Raw genomic sequence first — 16,844 nt, 5'->3', positions numbered from 1 at the left:
TATTTGTTTAAATAGGTAAGATCATTTTAGCAATAGAGAAGTAGATAAAAATTCCAAAAATATCGTTACTGGTGGTAATAAAAGGACCTGTAGCCAAGGCAGGATCAATTCCTCTTTTGTTTAAGATTAAGGGAACAAATGTTCCTATCAATGCGGCAATAATAATAACAATAACCAATGAGGTTGCAATGGTTAAGCTTACTAAGAAATCATATTGACGAATAAAGCCATACCCAATAATTAAAGTTCCTAGAGCTATTCCATTCACTAAACTCAATCCAATTTCTTTAAGCATTCTGTCCCATAGGCTCCCCTTGATATTATCGTTGGCCAAACCTTGAACAATAATTGCTGAGGATTGAACTCCCACATTTCCTGCCAAAGCGGCAATCAATGGTGTGTAGAAAAATAACATAGGGAATTCTTTAAAAATATTTCCAAATCCTCCCATGATTCCTCCTGAACAGAATCCGCCCAAAAGACCTAAAATTAGCCAAGGTAATCTTGCTTTTGTTAATTCTAAAATACTTGCATCTGCTTCAACATCATCAGTTAAACCAGAAGCTAATTGATAATCTTTTTCGGCTTCATCTCTAATAATATCAATAATATCATCTACAGAAATTTGTCCTACCAATCGTCCCATTTCATCAACTACGGCTACTACAACTAAATCATATTTTTGCATAATTCTAGCAACTACATCACCTTTTTCATTGGCTTTTACAGAGGTGATAGAAGGACTGTAAACATCTCTTACAGGTGTTTTGGTAGAAGTAGTTAATAAGCTTTTTAAAGACAACCTACCTTTTAGTACATCATCATCATCTACTACATATACGGTGTAAACTTTTTCAATTTCTTCAGCTTGCAAACGCATCTCTTTGATACTTTGCATGCAAGTCCATCTTTCGTTTACTTTAATTAATTCTTTCCCCATTAATCCCCCTGCAGTATCCTCATCGTAACGTAAAAGGTCTACAATATCTTTGGCGTGCTCTATGTCTTCAATCTGAGAAATTACCTCGTGCATTTGCTCATCAGAAAGCTCAGAGATCATATCTGCAGCATCATCAGATTCCAATTCGTTTACTTCATTGGCAATTTCTTGAGAAGACATTCCTTTTAAAATCTCTTCACGAACATCTTCATCTAACTCAACAATTGCATCAGATGTTTTGTCAGTATCAACAATTTTAATGATGGCAATGGCTAATTCGGGTTCTATTTCTTCAAATAGCTCCGCTAAATCGGCATAATGTACATCTTTAAAAACTTCTGCAATCTGATCAACATTGTTTTCAGCAATAAGATCAGTCAGGTAGTTGATAAATTCTTTATTGATTTGAAATTCCATCTTTTTCTATTAATGCAGTTAGTTCAATAAAACCTTGTACAGATACTTGTTCGGGTCTTTCGTTAAATATTTTATGAGCTCTTAGTTCTTCGGAAAGGTTAAAACTTTTAAGACTACTACGCATCATTTTTCTACGTTGACCAAAAGCCGTTTTTACAACATGTTTAAACAATTTGTCTGAAACCGGAAGGAACAAATCTTTTTTACGTTTCATGATCATTACTCCAGAATCTACCTTTGGAGGTGGATTAAAAACAGTAGGAGGTACGGTAAATAAATATTCGGTATCGTAATACGCTTGCGTTAATACGGATATAATTCCGTAAGTTTTGCTTCCAGGAGGAGCACAAATTCTCATGGCTACTTCTTTTTGAAACATTCCTCCAAACTCAGGAATAAATTCTCTAAAGTCTATGGTTTTAAACACAATTTGACTAGATATATTATACGGAAAATTTCCTATAATGGCAAACTGTTGTTGTTTAAAGATCTCTTGTAAATCAATTTTTAAAAAATCTTTACCATAAATTCTAGGTCCTAAATGTAAATAATGAGCTTGTAGATATTCGACAGATTCATCATCTATTTCTATCACATGCGTGGTGTACTTTTTTTGTAAAAGATACTTGGTCATCATTCCCATACCAGGACCAATTTCTAGTACATTTTCGTATCCTTTTTCTGATAAAATATCAGCAATTTGCTCGGCAATACTTTCATCTGTTAAAAAGTGTTGACCTAAATGTTTTTTTGCTCTTACTGACATGTTATTTGTTTTTTTTATAGTACCTAAAAATAATAAAGGCAACAATGGCTACTAAAATGTATGGGATAATCATTAAGGTTACAATTCCATCATTTAATCCTTTTGCATAAGAACTATCTCCACTTTCTACAACCGCTTTACACATGGCACACTGACCATAATTTGCAAGACTGGTAAAACATAGAGATACAAATAATATGAATTGTAATTTTTTCATTTTCTGTTTTTCGTTTTCCGAAGATCGACCATCGAACATCGTTTTTTGACGATCGGTTACTTATTGTAAATTATTCAATGTTAATTGCTAACTGACAACATAATAAGGGTTAATCATGATATAAACTATTACTCCTGTAATAGCAACATACAACCAAATAGGAAAAGTATATTTGGCAATTTTTCTGTGTTTTTCTACTTCCTTATTAATTCCTCTTACAAAAGTAGTTAAGACCAATGGAATGACTGCAATGGATAAAATAATATGTGAAATTAAGATGAAAAAGTAAATGTATTTAATTGCTCCTGTTCCTCCAAATTTTGTAGAATCGCTGGTCATGTGATATAATACGTACATCACTAAAAACAAACCAGAACAAACCATGGCGATTTTTATTAAAAATTCGTGCCTTTTAATATTTCCATTTTTTACAGCGATTACAGCTGCTATTAATAAAATAGCAGTAATACCATTAATGGTTGCATAAATAGGAGGTAAGAATATAGGCAAAGTCATGTCTATTTTTACTCCAAACAAAACAGCTACTGCTACCGGAATGATAATAGACAATAAGGTGATTAATTTTTTATAATTTTTTGTTGTTTCCATGTTACTCGTTTAATAGTAAGTCTATGTCTTCTTTTAATAATGCTACTTCTTCAGTTTCGGTTCCTTGATAAAATATTTTAGGATTTCCATATTGATCTGTTCTAGATCTTAAATATCCATTTTTATCTACCAAAGCAAAAAATCCTTGATGTTCAAAACCACCTTCTACTTCAGGATTTAAACCTGCAAAAATATTTAAGCCATTGTTGGCCATTTCGTATATAGTATCTCTATCACCCGTTAAAAAATGCCAGTTTAAACTAGTAACTCCATAATTTTCGGCATATTCTTTTAGTTTAATAGGCGTATCAACACTTGGGTTAATGGTAAAAGAGGCAATACCAAAATCATTTCTTTCTCCAAATTCTTCTTCTACGGTTAACATATTTCTGTTCATAATTGGACAGATAGAGGGACAAGTGGTAAAAAAGAATTCTACCACAAATACCTTGTCTTTATAATCTATGTTAGAAATGATTTGATTGTTTTGATCTGTAAACGAAAATTTAGGCATTTTTCTAGCCTCATCATTAATTACCAAGTAAGCCAATCCACTTCCGTTAGGTAATCCTGTAGGTTTGGTGTATTTTAAACTAGTACTTTTTGGATTTGAATGATGTTTGAAATTACGAACGACAAAGATTCCAAATAGCAAAATAATAAAAGCGACTCCTATGTATGAATATTTATTTTTCATCTTTTCCTAATCTTTCTTTTCTAGAGGTGGTAGCTACTTCTTGCTCGTAAAAAACATTTTCAGTATCTGTCAATAATTTATTTTTCAGATCGTTTATAGACAACATATTATAAGCAAATACGTCTTCTCCTATTTTATCATCATCTGTTCTTCCACGTTGATTGTTTTTTTTGTCAATAATAAACGCATCATCAGAGGCTAAGTTACTATCTAAATCTGAAATGGTTTTTAAAGATTGGTAAAGTTTTGTGGTTTCTATAGTATCTAAACAGATGAATTTCCATTTGTAAAATTTGTCACCAGCAGTTTTGGCTAATTTTTCTTGAATACTTTTTATTTCAGGATTGTCTTTGTTGATGTAGAAAGATATCATTTGAAATTTTTTGTACTTGTCTAATTTTTTAAAAACAACTTCATTTAAATTAAATAATTGTGTTTCTTTTAAATTAGGCTTGGTTCCTAAAAAAGTAATCACATTAATATTGTCTTTAAAAGAGGTGGTGTCTTTTTTAAAAGTAGCTACTTCTAGCACATTTTCTTTAAAGACTTCGCAAGGCTTAAAGTTTACATCTCCTAATGATAATAAAATAAAGAATCCCAAAGGGCCTATAAATAATAAGATTAAAATAATTTTTTTCTTCATAATCACTAAAATTTAAATACTAAAAAAGGCGGAATAAATCCACCTTTTTGATATGAGTTATAATTCCAAAGAATTAGTATTTCCAGTTAATGTAAGGTGCCATTACGTCGTGAATGTAACCTCCTTCAATTAGTAGTAATGTAACCAAGTAAGGAATTAAAATAATTAGTGGCAATATAATTGAATTTACAAAGTTTTTACGCTCGTGATTCATGTGCATAAAGTACCACATAATTCCTCCTGCTTTTACCAATGTTAAAATGATAAAAATCCAGTTTAAAATTGAAGTTCCTAAAAATATAGTAAAGTGTAAACTGTGAGGTTTAATAATCCCTAAGATTACTTCAACAATAGTTACTAATGATAAGAATCCGAATACTTGCCAGATTAACTTAGTGTTTGATTCGTGTTGTCCCATAATATATGATATGAATGCTGTCGCTTTTAAAAATTATACTAAGTAGAAGAATGTAAATACAAATACCCACACTAAATCTACAAAGTGCCAGTACAATCCAACTTTTTCTACCATCTCATAATGTCCTCTTCTTTCGTAAGTACCTAATAATACGTTTGCAAAAATAATGATATTTATGATAATACCAGAAGTTACGTGGAAACCGTGGAAACCAGTAATAAAGAAAAAGAAATCTGCAAATTGGCTAGAACCATATTCGTTTACTTCTAAGTTAGCTCCTTCTACAACTCTTGCAGATTGCTCTAAATATTTTAAAGCTTCAGCTTTGTTAAGAATTACTATTTTTTGTTTTGTTTCAGGATTTATTTTTTCTAAACGAATTCCAATTTCTGGGTTGTGCTTAAATGCTTCAATAATCCCTTCAGTAGTAAATTCAGAAACAGTAGGCCCTTTTTCATTCCACAATCCGTTGTTACGAGTGTGTTGAACAATAGGGTTGTTTTTTTCTGCAAAATCAGCCAATGCAATTTGCTTTCCTTCTTGATTTACAAATTGAATAATTTTACCGTCTTTTAATTGAACAGCACCATATTCACCTTTGATAAAGTTTTTCCATTCCCAAGCTTGAGAACCAACGAAAACAATACCACCAATAATGGTTAAGAACATGTAAAGAATTACTTTCTTACGTTTCATTTGATGACCCGCATCTACAGCCAATACCATAGTAACAGATGAAAAGATTAAAATAAAGGTCATTAACGCAACATAGTACATTGGATAATTTCCGTGGATAAATGGAAAGTGAGTAAATACTTCATCTGCAATAGGCCATACGTCGATAAATTTAAAACGAGTAAGTCCGTAAGCGGCTAAAAAACCTGCAAAAGTTAGAGCATCAGATAAGATGAAGAACCACATCATCATTTTCCCATAACTTGCACCTAATGGTTTGGTAGCTCCACCCTCCCATACATTTGTGTTCTGATCAGCAGTTGTTGCTTTCATAAGTGTTATAATTGATTGTTTTGTTCGGTTTTGTTCGAATGGCAAATTTATAAATTTACATTAAGTATTAAAATAAAAGAATAAAAATAGTATTATCCATAGTAAATCTAAAAAGTGCCAGAAAATACTTCCTAGTTCAAATCCTAATGTGTTGCCGTTGTTATATTTACCTAATAATTGTCTTGTAATCATTACAATTAAAACAATTAATGCTGCAAATATATGTAACAAATGAGTAAATACAATGACCATTAGCATGGATGATGAGATCAAACTTTTAGGTCCAGTAAAAAATAAACCAGCATCTCTAAGCTCTCCAAAACCACTTATTTGTGATACTACGAATCCAATTCCTAAAAATAATGTGATTACTAATAGTAGCGAAGAAATACTGTTTTTTTGTTTTTTTGAGGCCATTAGCGCTGCATGTACTGTTAAGCTACTTATAATAATTAACACTGTACTAGTAAGCAAAGCAGGAGGTAATTCAAAACTAACCCAATCTTCACGATTACTACTAATTACATAAGCACTTACTAGACCAGCAAACATCATGGTCATACTCACCATAGATATCCATAACATTGGTTTTGCTGCTTTTCTTCTAGCGACATTTAATTCTTGATCTAAAGTCATTTTGTTATCCATTTTAGTGGAGAAATTTATCTATTATATATATAATTTGGATGGCTGTAATGTAAAATACACTTGCCAACATTAGTTTTTTTGCTGTTTGTTTAGTCAAGTTTTTGTATAGTTGTATTCCGTAATAAAAAATAACAGCACCACTCATAAAAATAATTACAGCGGTTATGGGATAAATATAAAATTCACCTGTTAGTTTAAATACAGGAATGATAGATACAAAAATTAAGAGAATTGTATAAAGTAAAATTTGTATAACTGTTTTTCTATCTCTTTTACCTGTAGGTAATAAATTATATCCTGCTTTTAAATATTCATCGTGTCCTAACCAACCAATTGCCCAAAAGTGAGGGAATTGCCAAAAAAATTGAATCATAAAAAAGATACCTGCTTCTATTCCAAATCTATCGGTAGCAGCTACCCATCCTAACATAAAAGGAATGGCCCCAGGAAAAGCACCTACAAAAACGGCCAAAGGCGTTACACCTTTTAAAGGAGTATAAGCACAGGTATATAAAAATATAGATACCGCTCCTAAAAGAGCACTTTTTTCGTTAATGGTATAAAGAATGTACAGCCCTAATATGGTAAAAACGACTGCAATAATCATGGCAGTATTTGTATTGTATCTACCTGTTGGCAAAGGTCTGTTCATGGTTCTTTGCATCAACTTATCAGCCTCTATTTCTATAATTTGATTAAAAGCATTAGAAGCTCCTACCATTAAGTAACCTCCAACGGCTAATAATGTTACAATAGTATAGTTAATGGTATCCGCTGCAAGTAAATAACCAGCTATTGCCGAAAAAACGACACTTAATGATAGTCCAAATTTGGTAAGTTGTTTAAAGTCGCTTAAAAAAGTGCCTTTGTTAATTACCAGTTTTTTATCTGTATTTGGCATTGGGTTTTTGTACTTCTGAAATTTGTGCAAAGATAGAGATATTATTTTCTTAGGAATTGAACTTATAGATTTTATTATACTTAAGTTTTGGTAGTTATTTATACGGATGAAAAAAAAATAAAAAAAAAGCAATATTATTTTTTTGTGAAGATAAATATCTCTTATATTTGCACTCGCATTTAAAGAAATGCATACGTTCAACAAAACATTGTATTATACATACCAAATATTTAGTGTAAACTAAATGCTCAAGTGGTGGAATTGGTAGACACGCTGGACTTAAAATCCAGTGGGCAGAAATGCCCGTATGGGTTCAAGTCCCATCTTGAGTACAAAGTTTTAAAAAAAATAAGTTTACACACGCTCAAGTGGTGGAATTGGTAGACACGCTGGACTTAAAATCCAGTGGGCAGAAATGCCCGTATGGGTTCAAGTCCCATCTTGAGTACAAAGCCTCATCGAGAATTCGATGAGGCTTTTTTTATTTCTCTTAATCTTTAAGAATATTTCTTGGATAATGTTGTTGTCATGTAGGTGCAGGACGGCTTTTTTTAGGATTTATTATAGCTTTAGCTTTTTAAATAATATCCATGAAAAATTATAGAATCTTATTATTGTTGTTTGTTAGTTGTTACATAGTGTCTTGTAAACAAGTTAAACAAACAAATTCTACAAAAAATCAAATCTTCAATGAGTCTAAGCCTGATTGGGTAAGTAAAGTAGGGGCAAAATCCTTTACTGTAAGTAGTGATATTTATTATGTGAACGATTTTGGAGCAGTAAATGATGGTGTTACCTTAAATACAATAGCGATTCAGAAAACCATAGATGAATGTTATAAAAATGGAGGAGGTACGGTTACTTTTAAACCTGGTGAATATTTAAGTGGTTCTGTTTTTATAAAATCTAATATTAAGTTTTTAGTTCCTAAAGGTGTAAAAATTAAAGGAAGTGAAGATATTAAAGATTATAAAGAAATTGACACTCGTGTGGCTGGAATTGAAATGGTTTGGCCAGCTGCATTAATTAATGTTGACAATCAAAAGAATGTAACTTTAGAAGGAGAGGGAGTTATTGATGGTCAAGGAAAAGTATTCTGGGATTATTATTGGGATTTGCGTAAAAACGATTACGAACCAAGAGGTTTAAGGTGGATTGTGGACTACGATGCAAAAAGACCTAGAACTTTATTGGTTTCAAATTCGGAAAATATTTTTGTGAAAGATTTAAATATTCAAAGGGCAGGTTTTTGGACAGTTCAGGTGTTGTATTCTAAATATGTAACGATTGATGGACTGGTGATTAGAAACAATATAGGAGGTCATGGACCAAGTACTGATGGAATTGATATAGATTCTTCAAAATGGATTTTGGTTCAGAACTGTGATATTGATTGTAACGATGATAATTTTTGTTTAAAAGCAGGAAGAGATTGGGATGGTCAGCGTGTAAATAGATCTACAGAATACGTAGTTATTAAAGATTGTGTTGCCAGACAAGGAGCAGGATTGTTTACCATTGGTAGTGAAACTTCTGGAAGTATTCGTCACGTATATGTGTCAAACATTCACGGAATGGGAACTAAGAATGGATTAAATATCAAATCGGCAACCAACAGAGGTGGTACTGTAGAAGATATTATTGTAGAAAATATTAAAATGGATAAAGTAGGGACTTTTATGCAAGTTGGAATGAACTGGAATCCTAATTACAGTTATTCAAAATTGCCAAAAGAATTTAACAAAGATTCTATTCCGGCACATTGGAAAAAAATGTTACAAAAAGTAGAACCAGCCAAGGGAATTCCAACTTTTAGAAATATCACCCTTAAAAATATTGATATCAAAGGAGCGGATGTTGCCATCAATGTTAACGGTATTGAAAATTCTATTATAGAGAATATTGTGTTAAACAATGTTTCCATACATGCAAAAACTGCAGGACAGGTTAGTTATAGTGCTAATTGGATTTTGAACGATGTAAAGATTGTTGCAGAAGATCAATCTAAAGTGGCGGTAAAAAATGTTGATAAGGTTGTTTTTGCTGAGAAAATCTACAGTGCTGAATAATAATTTTTAATTTAGTGTGGATTGTAAATTAAAAGGAATAAAAAAATAATTGATTAAAATATCATGAAAAAGCTAGTAAGTGTAAGTTTTTCAATAGTCTTAACAGGGCTTTTGTTGGTGTCTTGTAAAACCACAAAACAAGTAGATAAAACAGATATTGTATTAACTAATAGTTCGAATTTTAATTTGACAGATAAAGCGGTTTCTATTGATAGAAACTCGTTGTCAATACAAGAAGAGGGTGTAAAAAAATATCCTTTGTTGATGGTTGCTTCTGACACCATTCCGTCTCAATTGGTAGATGCTGATGATGATGGAGCATGGGATGAACTATTTTTTGTGAACAATTTTTCGGGTCAAGAAACAAAAAACATCACTTTAACATGGGTAGATACAGCTCCACAATATGTGATTAGAACTAGTGCTAGATTCGGGAAGCGTAGTTCAAAAACCACTCCTGTACAGCCAGCTTTAAAAGAAATATTAACTAGAAAAGAATTACCTAAAAGTTTAGGATATCAACAATATCAAACTGATGGACCTTCTTGGGAAAATGACAAAGTAGGATTTAGACATTATTTAGATGGTAGAAATGCCAAAGATTTATTTGGGAAAACAACTTCTAAAATGTCTCCAGAAGATGTTGGAATCAATGACAAAGGTGAGGTTGAAGATAATTACCATGTCATGGAATCTTGGGGTAGAGATATTATGTCTGTAGGAAATTCTGTTGGTTTGGGTGGTTATGCTTTAATCACAGATGATGAATTGATGAGATTAGGAGTTACTGTTAATGATTCAATCAATAATATAGAAAAAACAACCTTTAAAATTCAAACAGAAGGTCCTGTGGAGTCAATATTGACTTATGATTATCAAAATTGGTCTCCAAATGAAAGAACATATTCTGTAAAAGAAAAAACAAGCATTTGGCCAGGAATGTATGGATATAAAAATACAGTAGCTGTTTCAGGGCTCCAAGGAGATGAAAATTTAGCTGTTGGTTTGGTAAATATTAATAACGACCAGCCTTTAAATATTTGGGATGAAAACAGTGATTATGTAGTGTTGTATACGCATGATAAACAAACGTATAATAAAGAATGGTGGTTAGGAATGGCAATTCTTCTTCCAAAAGATAAATATATAGGTTACATAGAAGCTCCTAAAAAAGGAAATTTAACCAATACTTTTTTAGCCAAATTAAAAATAGAAGATAGTCAGCCAATCAGTTACTATGCAGTGGCTTGTTGGGAGTTAAGCAATCCTAAATTTGTAGATAAAGCTTATTTTGAAAATTATATTAAGCAGTTAACAAATCAATTGTCTGCTAAAATAGAAGTAGAGATAAAGAATGAATCCTTCTAAGAATAGATTCATAAAAAAAGCCTCATCAATTAATTGATGAGGCTTTTTTTAGTGTTTTATAATTTTAAAGTGATTGATATACGACGGTTAAACTTTTTGTAATTGTGATGGTTCCTGAGTTGATATCAATATTTGGAGCTGAATCTGAAAAGGCTTCAAGATTAGCGGCTTTATACATTGGTTTTGGTGAGTCACTTGGTGTAGAATTATTATTACTTATGGAGGTGATAATGATTTTAGAGTTAGAAAGCATAGATTTAGATTCGGCCTCCTTAAATAGTTTTTCTGCTAAAGTATTTGCATTACTTAATGCTTTTATATAAGCTTCATTTTCAGCTTCAGATTTTTTACTATAATCGTATTGAATACCATTTACAACGATGTCTTCGTTACTTAGTAATTGAGTGTATATTTTTTCTAAATTATTAATATTTCTAAAAGTTACAGAAGTACTAATCGTTGCTCTATATCCTTTAAAGACTCTTTCACTTTTTACCCAATCATATTCTTTGTTGATTTGTAAATTACTGGTTTGAATGTCCTTTTTTTCTATTTTTAACTTAGAAAGTTCTTTATTCAAATCACTTGATATTTGTGAAATTTCTTTTTTAAGAACATTTGCATCTTTATTGGTTTTGGTAATGCTAATATTTGTAGAAGCAATATCTGGAATAACTTCTACTTCTCCCTTAGTAGTTAAGGAAATCATTTGGGCATTTATAGTTGTGAAGCTACTAACCGAAAATAAGATGGCTACTAGTGCAATTTGAATTTTTTTCATGATTTTTGTTTTTAATATTATATTTTGAGTATAAGTAAAAGTCGTGCCAAAAATAATTAAGTAATGTTGTTTAACCTTTCGGTATCTTTTTTGGCTTTTTGATATTTCCAATTCATCCATTTTTCGCCTAATGTTTTTCTCATTAAATTTTCAACATTGCGCATCACCACAATATTGTAAACTGCTTTTGCAACATGCGATGGTTTTTTGGCAATGGTTCTTAAACTCATAGAAAATCCAGGAGTAATATACCTCATATAATGCCAATAACCCTCAGGGATGTATAACATGTCTCCGTGTTCTAAATTGGCAATGTATCCACTAGCGTTTTTTAAGGCAGGGAATTTTTCAAGATCAGGATTGGAAAAGTCGATTTCTCTTAAAGTCATCAAAGAGTTAGGAACTTTGTACATGTATTTGTTTTGTTGTTGATCAAACAAAATACATTGTTTTTTTCCTTCAAAATGAAAGTGAAAAATGTTCGCTAAATCAATATCATAATGCATAAATGTGTAAGAGTCATACCCGCCAAAAAACAAAGTGGGTAAACTTTTAATAAACGTTAATCCTACATCAGGATATTTAAAATCGTTTTGTAATACTGGAATTTCTTTTAAAATATTCCATAAGAAAATCCTAAACTTAGTAGGTTCTTTTTTTAGCAAATCAATATAATCACTCATTTTCATTTTGGCATGAGGACTATTAAATTTTACTTTTGGATCTACAGGTCTATCATCGTACAAAGGAACTATTTTGTCTCCAGCAATTTCTTTCATGTAAGCTAGAGACCATTTGTTAAATGCAGGCCAATCTTTAGAGTAGTTTTTTACAATTACAGGTTTTTGGGGTTTAAAATAGTTCTGTATAAACTCTTCTTTACTCATTTCTGAGAGCACGTCTATTTCTTCTAATTTCATGAACCTTTTATAAAATTTATATCATAAAAATACAACAATATATGTACCACTGTTGTTCAAAATTCTAATTTAAGAATTTTTCGGGGATAGGAGCTTCAATAAGAAATGGTTTGTTGTTATGGTATAAATTTAGTTTCCAAGCATGTAGATACAAACAATCGCTGGCATAGGTAAGAGGATTTTTTTTAAAATAATTAATGTCTTTGTAACCATGGTCTCCAACAATAGGATGATTTAAGGAAGCTAGGTGTAATCTAATCTGATTGGTTCTCCCTGTATGAGGTGTAACTTCTAATAAAGTCATGTTTTTTACGGGATATCTTTCTAGAACTTTAAACTCAGTATAAGCATCAATACCATCATCATTACTTGCTCTTCCACCTCCAGCAGTTTTTTGGATTCCTATTTTTGTATTTGTATTAAAATAATCTTCAGTTGGAATACCTTCTACCAAAGCCAAATATGTTTTTTGGGTTGATTTGTTTTCAAACTGCTCTCCAATGCTTTTTACAATTTCTCTATTTCTAGCCAAAATGACAATTCCTGTAGTATTGGCATCTAATCGGTGGATGATTTTTAAATCTTCTTCTGGGAAAGCCAGTTTTAAAATTTCTGTCAAAGAATTTTTGTTAAAACGTCCACTTGGATGCATAGGAAGCGGAGCAGGTTTGTTGATAATAATAATATTTTCATCGCTAAACAACAACTCGATTTTAGAGTTTACCCAAGGTTCTGTTTTAGGCTCTGAAGTATGTTGAGTAATATCTCCTCCTTTTATAATGGTGTTTTCTGTAGCAGGTTTTCCGTTAATTAGTAAGGTTTGATTTTTAATTTTTGTCAACCAAATTTCTTTATCAGAACGAGGGACCAGTTCTAGAAAAAAATCAATAATATGGAGTCCTTCGTATTTCTTTTTAACAGGAAGTTTGTATTGTGTAGGGTAAGCAATACTGCCAGGAAGCGGTTCAGTAACTGCTTTTATTTGTTGATTGAAATAAGAGGTAGAAATCACATTTTTCATAACACAAAAGTAATAAAAACAAAAAGCTCGTAGAAGTATATTTCTACGAGCTTTTTATTGTAATTGTTGTTTTGTTTACGATTGTTGAGGAGCATTTGCTTTTTTAACAAACTTGGTTAAAATCACAATGTGTGTTCCTTCAACACGTCCTTCAATATGTTCCGCATTGTCGTGCACTAAAGTAATGTTTCTTACAGCAGTTCCTCTTTTAGCAGTAAAGTTTCCTCCTCCTTTAACCTCTAAATCTTTAATTAAAGTAATGGTGTCTCCGTTTTCTAAAATAGCTCCGTTAGAATCTCTATGGATGATTTTTTCATCATCACTTAAATGATCTCCAGTAGCTTCGGCAAAACGCAAATCAGCATCTTCAAAATACATCATATCGATTAAATCTTGAGGCCAACCCTCATTTTTTAATCTGTTTAACATTCTCCAAGCGGTAATTTGCACCGCTTTGTGCTCGCTCCACATAGAATCGTTTAAACATCTCCAGTGATTGATATCCATGTTTTCAGGATTTTCAATTTGATCTTTACAAGTGTCACAAACCAATATGTTAGTGTCTAAAGTGTCAATCAAACTAGGTTTTAATCTAAGATCGTTTAAGTTTCCTGTAGCAGTGCATAGTTCACATTGATTACCACTTCTTTTTTCTAATTCTTCTTTAATATTCATTCTTATCCTAATTCGTTGAGTTGTTGATTAGAGAATTTGTTCTTTTTCTAATTCCTAATTGTTATTTCTTTATTCTCTGTCTTACGGCTTCGTATAAAAATGCACCACAAGCTACCGATACATTTAAAGAACCAATTTTACCTAGTAAAGGAAGTTTAACTTTTACATCGGCAATTTTAAGAATAGAAGGGTTGATACCTCTATCTTCAGAACCCATTACAATAGCAGTAGGTTTTGTAAAGTCAGCATCGTAAACGGTTTCTTCTGTTTTTTCTGTAGCACATACAATTTGAATGTCTGCAGCTTGTAACATAAAAATAGCATCTTTAATATGATCTACTTTACAAATAGGCACATTAAAAGCAGCACCTGCTGAAGTTTTTACTGTTTCTCCGTTAATAGGAGCGTTTCCTGTTTTAGGAATAATCACTCCGTGAGCACCCGTACATTCTGCAGTACGAATAATAGCACCAAAGTTTCTTACATCAGATAGTTGATCTAAAAGAATAAATAATGGTGTTTCTCCTTTTTCAATAGTACTTGTAATTAAACTGTCTAAATCATAAAAAGAAATAGGAGCAATTAAGGCAGCAGCACCTTGGTGATTATTGTCTCTAGACATTCTGTCCAGTTTTTCAACTGGTACAATACTAGAGGTAATATTATTGTTTTTTATCAATTGTTTTAACTCGGTCATTAAAGCACCGTTTACATCCTTTTGTAAAAAAACTTTGTCGATAGAGTTTCCAGCGTTAATTGCTTCAATTATTGCTCGGATACCGAATATTTTTGATGATTGTTTTTCCATGCTGCAAATGTAATGTTTTGATTTTAAGAATTAAGATACAGAAATCAAGAATCAGTATTTTTTGTTTAATTACTGATTTGTGTATTCGTTGAGTTGAGAATTTGCTCATTCCTCATTCCTCCCTTTAAAAAATAGTCACAAAATTAATGTGAAACAGTCCGTTATTTAAATTAAAACTAGTGTCTTGATTTTTTCCAACAGCATAGCTTATTTTTAATAATCCTGACGGAATTCCCATGGTGTATCCCAAACCAAAACTTAATAAATTATTTTCTTGGTTGATGTTTTTAAAATATCCCACATCACTAAAGCCATAAATATAACTAGCTATGTTTGTAAAGTACCTATATTCAATATTTGCATAGTCATATAAATGAGCAACAATACTCTGTTCTAAAAAACCACGCATGGTGGTAGCTCCACCCGTTCTATAAAGTTCGTTGATGTTTTTATTTGAGGAACGTAAATAAGCATTTCTATTTTCTATAAAAATGTGATTGATAGGATTAATTTGTACAGTATAAATAACATCACTTTTAAAAGTTTGTTGCTGAATGCTGGCGGTCGGATTTTTTTTGGTTCCTAATCCTACATCAAACTTTACTCTATTTTTAGGAATCCCAAAACGGTTTAATTCATTATAAGTATACTGCACACCAAATATGTTTTTGGTGTATTCAATAATATTAGCGTTAGAAGTATTTAGTGCCGATGAGCTTTCGGTATGGTAATAAGTGTTGATTAAGTGTTTATAATGAGGTCTGTATCCAAGACTTAATTCATGTTGTGTGTTTACAAAAGAGCTGTCTCTTCTAAAAATATTTAAATGATAGCCAGCATTGATAGGACTATTAAAAATATAAGGATTGTCAATATTTAAATCAATCTCTTGTTGATCATTTCCAGTATTGTTCCATTTAAAAGCAAAAGTTTCGCCTTTGTGTATAGTATTAGTTAGTGATATATCTACATAACCATTAAATCTAATTTTGCTTTCACCTGCCTTATTGCTAAAACCAAGCAAGGCGTCTAATTTATTTGCTTTCACTCTATCTATATATAAGTATAAATGAGTAGAATCTTTTGTAAAAAGGACTGCGGGTTTTTTAATGTTTTTGACAAAGGTGAGTTGGTTGATTTTGTTTTCTGTAGTATTTAAGAGTTCTTTACTGAATGGTTTTTTAGTCCTGATGTAATACTTTAAAAATCTTTTAGGGAATCTATCGTATCCTTTAATCACTGTTTTGTCAATGTATCTTTTGTTAGATTGGTGAATGTCTAAGTCACAAAACAAAGTATCATTCTGTAGGGTATGATTGATCAATTTTATTTCTGTAAAATTCTCTCCTTTTTGATCAAAATCATTATTTATTTTTTGAATCCATTTTTGAGTGTCTCTAGGTCTTATGTATATAGTCTCTTTTTTTGTCTTAAATATTTGTTGAATATTTTTTGGCACGTTGTGTATCTCTACAATTGATGTTTTATTTCCGAGACATACTAAATAAGTATCGGTACTGTTTTTTTTGATGGGCTCGATATTGAAAAAATAATAACCTTCGTTGTTCAGTTTTTTTTCCAAAGCATCAAAATCACGAACATCATTTATGGAAAACGAGCTTTGCAAACTATCTTTAAGAATAAAAGAAGGTGTGTTTTTTTGTGCCCGAGTAACATTTATGATTAAAAGAGCAATTATGAAAAATAAATAAAGATGCAATTTCATAAAACCAAAGCTAATAGATTTCTCTTTTTGATGCTTAAAATTGTTTTAAAATTTACAATTAAAATCAAATTTACGAACCAGTATATTATTGGATTCAAAATCAAAAAAATAAGTATGAAATAAAATTAACTCATTGATATTTGATTAATTAGAAAATATTTGTACTTTTGCAAACCCTTGAACAGATTTCAGGGGTAAATATTAAAACGTTA

Annotated in this window: 18 protein-coding genes and 2 tRNA genes; 4 read left to right on the top strand and 16 right to left on the bottom strand. The window is 31.2% G+C overall.

The annotated features are described in order from the left end of the window. Window positions 1–7: 7 nt before the first annotated feature. The 10 genes from mgtE to cyoE form a co-directional block, all read right to left on the bottom strand. Window positions 8–1,357: a magnesium transporter gene (gene mgtE / locus QVZ41_RS01485; RefSeq protein WP_302882768.1), complete on the bottom strand. Its 1,350-nt coding sequence runs from the start codon at window positions 1,355–1,357 to the stop codon at window positions 8–10. Continuing rightward, on the bottom strand, window positions 1,338–2,123 hold the full coding sequence (rsmA, locus tag QVZ41_RS01480) for a 16S rRNA (adenine(1518)-N(6)/adenine(1519)-N(6))-dimethyltransferase RsmA (RefSeq protein ID WP_302882767.1): 786 nt from the start codon (window positions 2,121–2,123) through the stop codon (window positions 1,338–1,340). The genes mgtE and rsmA overlap by 20 nt, the downstream gene beginning before the upstream one ends. Before the next feature lies 1 nt (window position 2,124). Next, a complete protein-coding gene (locus QVZ41_RS01475) occupies window positions 2,125–2,340 on the bottom strand; it encodes a hypothetical protein (RefSeq protein ID WP_302882766.1) in 216 nt (71 codons plus the stop codon). 87 nt (window positions 2,341–2,427) lie between these two features. Further along, entirely contained in the window at window positions 2,428–2,949 is a 522-nt protein-coding gene (locus tag QVZ41_RS01470) for a DUF420 domain-containing protein (RefSeq protein ID WP_302882765.1), read from the bottom strand. Between the two features lies 1 nt (window position 2,950). Further along, entirely contained in the window at window positions 2,951–3,646 is a 696-nt protein-coding gene (locus QVZ41_RS01465) for an SCO family protein (protein WP_302882764.1), read from the bottom strand. Next, on the bottom strand, window positions 3,636–4,289 hold the full coding sequence (locus QVZ41_RS01460; protein ID WP_302882763.1) for a hypothetical protein: 654 nt from the start codon (window positions 4,287–4,289) through the stop codon (window positions 3,636–3,638). Before QVZ41_RS01460 ends, QVZ41_RS01465 begins: the two co-directional genes overlap by 11 nt. 73 nt (window positions 4,290–4,362) lie before the next feature. Continuing rightward, window positions 4,363–4,707, bottom strand: coding sequence for a cytochrome C oxidase subunit IV family protein (locus QVZ41_RS01455; RefSeq protein WP_302882762.1), 345 nt, complete (start codon window positions 4,705–4,707; stop codon window positions 4,363–4,365). Between the two features lie 33 nt (window positions 4,708–4,740). Then, on the bottom strand, window positions 4,741–5,715 hold the full coding sequence (locus QVZ41_RS01450; RefSeq protein WP_302882761.1) for a cytochrome c oxidase subunit 3: 975 nt from the start codon (window positions 5,713–5,715) through the stop codon (window positions 4,741–4,743). Between the two features lie 60 nt (window positions 5,716–5,775). Further along, complete coding sequence (locus tag QVZ41_RS01445; RefSeq protein ID WP_302882760.1) at window positions 5,776–6,351, bottom strand: cytochrome c oxidase subunit 3; 576 nt, start codon at window positions 6,349–6,351, stop codon at window positions 5,776–5,778. A 13-nt stretch (window positions 6,352–6,364) separates the two neighbouring features. Continuing rightward, on the bottom strand, window positions 6,365–7,264 hold the full coding sequence (gene cyoE / locus QVZ41_RS01440; protein WP_302882759.1) for a heme o synthase: 900 nt from the start codon (window positions 7,262–7,264) through the stop codon (window positions 6,365–6,367). 246 nt (window positions 7,265–7,510) lie between these two features. On the opposite strand from cyoE, the gene QVZ41_RS01435 reads away from it, so the two are divergent. The 4 genes from QVZ41_RS01435 to QVZ41_RS01420 all read left to right on the top strand — a co-directional run bounded on the left by QVZ41_RS01435 (window position 7,511) and on the right by QVZ41_RS01420 (window position 10,701). After that, window positions 7,511–7,596, top strand: a tRNA-Leu gene (locus QVZ41_RS01435). Window positions 7,597–7,626: 30 nt separating this feature from the next. Beyond that, window positions 7,627–7,712: transfer RNA gene (locus QVZ41_RS01430), tRNA-Leu, on the top strand. Between the two features lie 142 nt (window positions 7,713–7,854). Beyond that, window positions 7,855–9,333 carry a glycoside hydrolase family 28 protein gene (locus QVZ41_RS01425; protein ID WP_302882758.1) on the top strand — a complete coding sequence of 493 codons (1,479 nt, stop codon included), beginning with the start codon at window positions 7,855–7,857 and terminating at the stop codon, window positions 9,331–9,333. A 63-nt stretch (window positions 9,334–9,396) separates the two neighbouring features. Then, window positions 9,397–10,701 carry a DUF4861 domain-containing protein gene (locus tag QVZ41_RS01420; RefSeq protein ID WP_302882757.1) on the top strand — a complete coding sequence of 435 codons (1,305 nt, stop codon included), beginning with the start codon at window positions 9,397–9,399 and terminating at the stop codon, window positions 10,699–10,701. Between the two features lie 64 nt (window positions 10,702–10,765). Here QVZ41_RS01420 and QVZ41_RS01415 read toward each other — a convergent pair whose 3' ends face one another. The 6 genes from QVZ41_RS01415 to QVZ41_RS01390 all read right to left on the bottom strand — a co-directional run bounded on the left by QVZ41_RS01415 (window position 10,766) and on the right by QVZ41_RS01390 (window position 16,632). Further along, window positions 10,766–11,482: an SIMPL domain-containing protein gene (locus QVZ41_RS01415; RefSeq protein ID WP_302882756.1), complete on the bottom strand. Its 717-nt coding sequence runs from the start codon at window positions 11,480–11,482 to the stop codon at window positions 10,766–10,768. A gap of 56 nt (window positions 11,483–11,538) precedes the next feature. After that, on the bottom strand, window positions 11,539–12,402 hold the full coding sequence (locus QVZ41_RS01410) for a cupin-like domain-containing protein (protein WP_302882755.1): 864 nt from the start codon (window positions 12,400–12,402) through the stop codon (window positions 11,539–11,541). A 64-nt stretch (window positions 12,403–12,466) separates the two neighbouring features. Next, window positions 12,467–13,423, bottom strand: a complete 957-nt coding sequence (locus QVZ41_RS01405) for an RluA family pseudouridine synthase (protein ID WP_302882754.1) — start codon at window positions 13,421–13,423, stop codon at window positions 12,467–12,469. A gap of 75 nt (window positions 13,424–13,498) precedes the next feature. Next, on the bottom strand, window positions 13,499–14,098 hold the full coding sequence (locus QVZ41_RS01400) for a PhnA domain-containing protein (RefSeq protein WP_302882753.1): 600 nt from the start codon (window positions 14,096–14,098) through the stop codon (window positions 13,499–13,501). Window positions 14,099–14,159: 61 nt separating this feature from the next. Further along, window positions 14,160–14,906, bottom strand: a complete 747-nt coding sequence (rlmB, locus tag QVZ41_RS01395; RefSeq protein ID WP_302882752.1) for a 23S rRNA (guanosine(2251)-2'-O)-methyltransferase RlmB — start codon at window positions 14,904–14,906, stop codon at window positions 14,160–14,162. A gap of 124 nt (window positions 14,907–15,030) precedes the next feature. Beyond that, window positions 15,031–16,632: a BamA/TamA family outer membrane protein gene (locus tag QVZ41_RS01390; RefSeq protein WP_302882751.1), complete on the bottom strand. Its 1,602-nt coding sequence runs from the start codon at window positions 16,630–16,632 to the stop codon at window positions 15,031–15,033. Between the last annotated feature and the right edge of the window lie 212 nt (window positions 16,633–16,844).

Source organism: Wenyingzhuangia gilva, from assembly GCF_030519655.1.
In the GTDB taxonomy this organism is placed as follows: domain Bacteria; phylum Bacteroidota; class Bacteroidia; order Flavobacteriales; family Flavobacteriaceae; genus Wenyingzhuangia; species Wenyingzhuangia gilva.
Note: the sequence above shows the minus strand (reverse complement) of the source record. Positions and strands in the feature narration are given on the sequence as shown.